Annotated in this window: 3 protein-coding genes and 1 pseudogene; 2 read left to right on the top strand and 2 right to left on the bottom strand. The window is 68.4% G+C overall.

Annotation, left to right across the window (positions count from 1 at the left end; all coding sequences use genetic code 11):
• On the bottom strand, positions 1-622 hold a 622-nt coding region (hemC, locus tag G3N99_RS33930; protein WP_206124553.1), incomplete at its 3' end, for a hydroxymethylbilane synthase.
• A 207-nt stretch (positions 623-829) separates the two neighbouring features.
• Here hemC and ppc point away from each other — a divergent pair.
• Positions 830-3,856: a phosphoenolpyruvate carboxylase gene (gene ppc, locus G3N99_RS33925; RefSeq protein WP_206124552.1), complete on the top strand. Its 3,027-nt coding sequence runs from the start codon at positions 830-832 to the stop codon at positions 3,854-3,856.
• Positions 3,857-3,983: 127 nt separating this feature from the next.
• Here the strand turns inward: ppc and G3N99_RS33920 are convergent, their stop codons facing one another.
• Positions 3,984-4,736 carry a class I SAM-dependent methyltransferase gene (locus G3N99_RS33920; protein ID WP_174943277.1) on the bottom strand — a complete coding sequence of 251 codons (753 nt, stop codon included), beginning with the start codon at positions 4,734-4,736 and terminating at the stop codon, positions 3,984-3,986.
• A gap of 215 nt (positions 4,737-4,951) precedes the next feature.
• On the opposite strand from G3N99_RS33920, the pseudogene G3N99_RS33915 reads away from it, so the two are divergent.
• Positions 4,952-5,050, top strand: a pseudogene (locus G3N99_RS33915) (transcriptional regulator); the annotation flags it as partial.

The raw sequence follows: 5,050 nt of genomic DNA, 5'->3' as shown, positions 1-5,050 counted from the left end.
CGGGCGGGCTCGCCTCGACGTCGAGCAGCGCGCGGATCCGCGCTTCGAGACCGAGGCGCTTCAGGCCGGCGGCCGCGAGGATGATCGCCGCGTAATCGCCGCGATCGAGTTTCGACAGGCGGGTATCGAGGTTGCCGCGCAGCGGCAGCACTTCCAGGTGCGGGTAGCGCGAGCGCAGCATCGCCTCGCGGCGCAGGCTCGACGTGCCGACCACGGCGCCGGCCGGCAGCGCGTCGAGCGACGCGTAGTCGTTCGACACGAATGCATCGCGCGGGTCTTCGCGCTCCATGATCGCGGCGAGCGAGAAGCCGTCGGGCAGCGCCATCGGCACGTCCTTCAGCGAATGCACGGCGAGATCGGCGCGGCCATCGGCCAGCGCGGCCTCCAGTTCCTTCACGAACAGGCCCTTGCCGCCGACCTTCGACAGCGTGCGATCGAGAATCTGGTCGCCGCGCGTCGTCATCCCGAGGATGTTCACGTCACAAGCTGGATATAATTTGCGCAGCGCATCACGAACATGTTCGGCTTGCCACATCGCCAGGCGGCTTTCGCGCGAAGCAATCGTCAACGTCGCGGGCGGCTGTGCCTGTTGCGGCCCGGCCGCAGGGGTCTCGGAATTCATTGCTGGAACATCGAAGGACGGGATTGAAGATCGAACAATGGTAGCACGCACGCCCCTGCCCGCCCGGGCCTGGAGCCTGCGCCCGGCCTGCCGCCACGCGGGTCGCGGCGCCGATGTGCGGATGTGCCGCACGTAGCTGGTTGCTTGACCGCAGTTTCGCAGTTTCCGCAGTTCCTTTTGACTCGAGCTTTCCCAAGGAAACCCATCGTGAAGTCTTCCGGATCGGCGCGTACGGCGCGCCGCAATGCTGCCCTGTCCTCCTCCGACGCCTCGACGGACACCGTCGCCACCGCCGCGAACGGCCGTGCGAAAACGGCAACGAAACCGAAAGACCCGATACGTCAGACAAAACGCGCGACGAAAGCTGCCGGCCCGGCTGCCCGCACCGCGGCCCGCACGGCCGCCGCGCCGAAGTCCGGCACGCGCACGCGCGAAGACAAGGACGGCCCGCTGTTCGACGACATCCGCTTCCTCGGCCGCCTGCTCGGCGACGTCGTGCGCGAGCAGGAAGGCGACACCGTGTTCGACGTCGTCGAGACGATCCGCCAGACCGCGGTCAAGTTCCGTCGCGAGGACGACAGCGAAGCCGCGCAGACGCTCGAGAAGAAGCTGCGCAAGCTGACGCCGGAGCAGACGGTGAGCGTCGTGCGTGCGTTCAGCTATTTCTCGCACCTCGCGAACATCGCGGAAGACCGCCACCACAACCGCCGCCGCCGCATCCACGCGCTGGCCGGCTCCGCGTCGCAGCCCGGCACGGTCGCGTACGCGCTCGAACAACTGAAGACGACCGGCAACGCGTCGAAGCGCCTGCTGCAACGCTTCTTCGACGATGCGCTGATCGTGCCGGTGCTGACCGCGCACCCGACCGAAGTGCAGCGCAAGAGCATCCTCGACGCACAGCACGACATCGCGCGCCTGCTCGCCGAACGCGACCAGGAACTCACCGGCCGTGAGCGCCAGTACAACGAATCGATGTTGCGCGCCCGCGTCACCACGCTGTGGCAGACGCGCATGCTGCGCGACGCGCGCCTGACCGTCGGCGACGAAATCGAGAACGCGCTGTCGTACTACCGCGCGACGTTCCTCGACGAACTGCCCGCGCTGTACGGCGACATCGAGGCCGCGCTCGCCGAGCACGGCCTGTCGGCGCGCGTACCGGCGTTCTTCCAGATGGGCAGCTGGATCGGCGGCGACCGCGACGGCAACCCGAACGTGACCGCGCCGACGCTCGAAGAAGCGATCAACCGCCAGGCCGCGGTGATCCTCGAGCACTATCTGGAACAGGTGCACAAGCTCGGCGCCGAGCTGTCGGTATCGAACCTGCTCGTCGGCGCGAACGACGCCGTGAAGGCGCTCGCGGCAGCTTCCCCCGACCAGTCGCCGCACCGCGTCGACGAGCCGTATCGCCGTGCGCTGATCGGCATCTACACGCGCCTCGCCGCAAGCGCGCGCGTGCGTCTCGGCGAAGGCACGGTGCCGGTACGCAGCGCGGGCCGCGGCGCGGCGCCCGTGCGCGCGACCCCGTATGCGGATTCCGAAGCGTTCGTCGCCGACCTGAAGGTGCTGACCGCGTCGCTCGACGAACACCACGGCACGTCGCTCGCCGCGCCGCGCCTCGCGCCGCTCGTGCGCGCGGCCGAAGTGTTCGGCTTCCATCTCGCAAGCATCGACCTGCGCCAGAGCTCCGACATCCACGAAGCCGTGGTCGCCGAACTGTTCGCTCGCGCAGGCGTCGAGGCCGACTACGCGGCGCTCGCCGAGGAAGACAAGCTGCGCGTGCTGCTCGCCGCGCTCGCCGATCCGCGTCCGCTGCGCTCGCCGTACTTCGAATACTCGCCGCTCGCGCAAAGCGAGCTCGGCGTGTTCGAGAAGGCGCGCGAAGTCCGCGCGCAATTCGGCGCACGCGCGGTGCGCAACTACATCATTTCGCATACGGAAACCGTCAGCGACCTCGTCGAGGTGCTGCTGCTGCAGAAGGAGACGGGCCTGCTCGACGGCGCGCTCGGCGTGCCGGGCGGCGAGGCGAAGAACAGCCTGATGGTGATCCCGCTGTTCGAGACGATTCCCGACCTGCGCGACGCCGCGCGCATCATGCGCGAATACTTCGCACTGCCGGGCATCGACGCGCTGATCGCGCACCAGGGCGCCGAGCAGGAAGTGATGCTCGGCTATTCGGACAGCAACAAGGACGGCGGCTTCCTCACGTCGAACTGGGAGCTGTATCGCGCGGAGCTCGCGCTCGTCGACCTGTTCCGCGACCGCAAGATCACGCTGCGCCTGTTCCACGGCCGCGGCGGCACGGTCGGCCGCGGCGGCGGCCCGACCTACCAGGCGATCCTGTCGCAGCCGCCGGGCACCGTGAACGGCCAGATCCGCCTGACCGAACAGGGCGAGGTGATCGCGAGCAAGTTCGCGAACCCGGAGATCGGCCGCCGCAACCTCGAGACGGTCGTCGCCGCGACGCTCGAGGCGACGCTCCTGCCGCAGAACAACGCGCCCGCGCAGTTGCCGGTGTTCGAGACCGCGATGCAGACACTGTCCGATTCGGCGATGGCCGCGTACCGCGCGCTCGTCTATGAAACCCCGGGCTTCACCGACTACTTCTTCTCGTCGACGCCGATCACCGAGATCGCCGAGCTGAACATCGGCAGCCGCCCGGCTTCGCGCAAGCTGCAGGATCCGAAGCAGCGCAAGATCGAGGACCTCCGCGCGATTCCGTGGGGCTTCTCGTGGGGCCAGTGCCGGCTGCTGCTGACGGGCTGGTACGGCTTCGGCAGCGCGGTGAGTGCGTATCTCGACGGCGCGCAGGACGACGCCGAGCGCACGAAGCGCGTCGCGCTGCTGAAGAAGATGAACAAGACCTGGCCGTTCTTCGCGAACCTGCTGTCGAACATGGACATGGTGCTCGCGAAAACCGACCTCGCGGTCGCGTCGCGCTACGCGCAGCTCGTTTCCGATCGCAAGCTGCGCAAGCACGTGTTCGAGCGGATCGTCGCGGAATGGGAGCGCACGTCGCAGGCGCTGGCCGAGATCACCGGGCACGAAGGCCGTCTCGCGACCAACCCGCTGCTCGCGCGCTCGATCAAGAACCGCTTCCCGTATCTCGATCCGCTGAACCACCTGCAGGTCGAGCTGATCAAGCGTCACCGCGCGGGCGACACGAACGCGCGGCTGCGCCGCGGGATTCACCTGACGATCAACGGGATCGCGGCCGGCCTGCGCAATACGGGCTGATCCGCCTGCGGCGCGGTGTGATTCCGCGCCGGCCGGCATCGTAGAAGCCGCGATACGCCACCGTACCCACGGTGAGTATCGCGGCTTTTTTCATGCGCGGGCAAAACCGCAGCAGCCCACCTCGCGCTCAGTGCGCGTCGATCAGCAACGCGTCGTGTTCGAACGAACCGTCGGGCTGCACCGCGTAGTAGCCGCGCACCTCGTCCGGCGCATGCGCCCACAGCGCGCGAATGCCGGTGACGCTGTCGGCCGGCGTGCGGATGCGCGCGACCCACGTATCGAAATCGATCGGCAGCCGCCAGCGGCTGTGCACGTGCGCGTCGAAGCCGGCTTCGCGGAACATCGCAAGCCATTCGTCCGCCCGGTAGTCACGCACGTGCGACGCGTCGCGCAGCACTTCCGCGGCCTGCAGGTACGTGTCGAGAAGCGGATGGTCGTTGCCCGCGATGTCGATCATCAACACGCGGCCGCCCGGTTTCAGCACGCGGCGCACCTCGGCGAGCGCCGCGCGCATGTCGTGCCAGTGGTGCGCGCTCATCCGGCTCACGACCCAGTCGAACGTCGCCGTCTCGAACGGCAGTTGCTCGGCTGGCCCCTGCTGGGTACGGATGTTCGCAAGCCCGCGCTCGCGCGCGGCGGCGTCGACGGTCGCGAGCATCTGCGCGGCGAGATCGTAGGCGACCACGTCGCGCACATGCGGCGCGACCGCGAAGCTCGCATGGCCGGCGCCGCAGCCGAGATCGAGCACGGCGGCGTCGGGCGTCGCGCGCACCGCGTCGGCGAGCGTCTGCAGATCGGCGCCCGTCGCGTGGACCGTGCTCGTCAGATAGGCGGCGGCCGTCGTGCCGAATGCGTCGGCGACCTGGTCGTGGTGTTTCATCGTTCGCTCCTTTGTACCGTTGCCGGTGCGACAGACGCATCAGCGCCTGCTCCGGCCCCATGCAATGCGTTTTGTGGGACGCTCGCTGCCCTGCCAGCGCGCGAGCCGCTACAATAGGCCTGCGTTTGTACCAGTACAAGTTAAGCAGTTATTCTGGTATTCGATACACCTGTCTGATCGTTGCCGCGTCCCCGCTTCCATTTCGCCGTTTCCGCATGAACCACCCGTCCTCCACCCCCGTCCCGCCGCTCGACGCCACGCCCGCCCGTGCGCTCGGCGAATTCATCCGCGCCCACCGTGAGCGGCTGTCGCCA

Origin of the sequence: Burkholderia sp. Ac-20392 (assembly GCF_017104585.1) — a bacterium.
In the GTDB taxonomy this organism is placed as follows: domain Bacteria; phylum Pseudomonadota; class Gammaproteobacteria; order Burkholderiales; family Burkholderiaceae; genus Burkholderia; species Burkholderia lata.
This window is presented reverse-complemented; position numbering and strand designations above follow the sequence as displayed.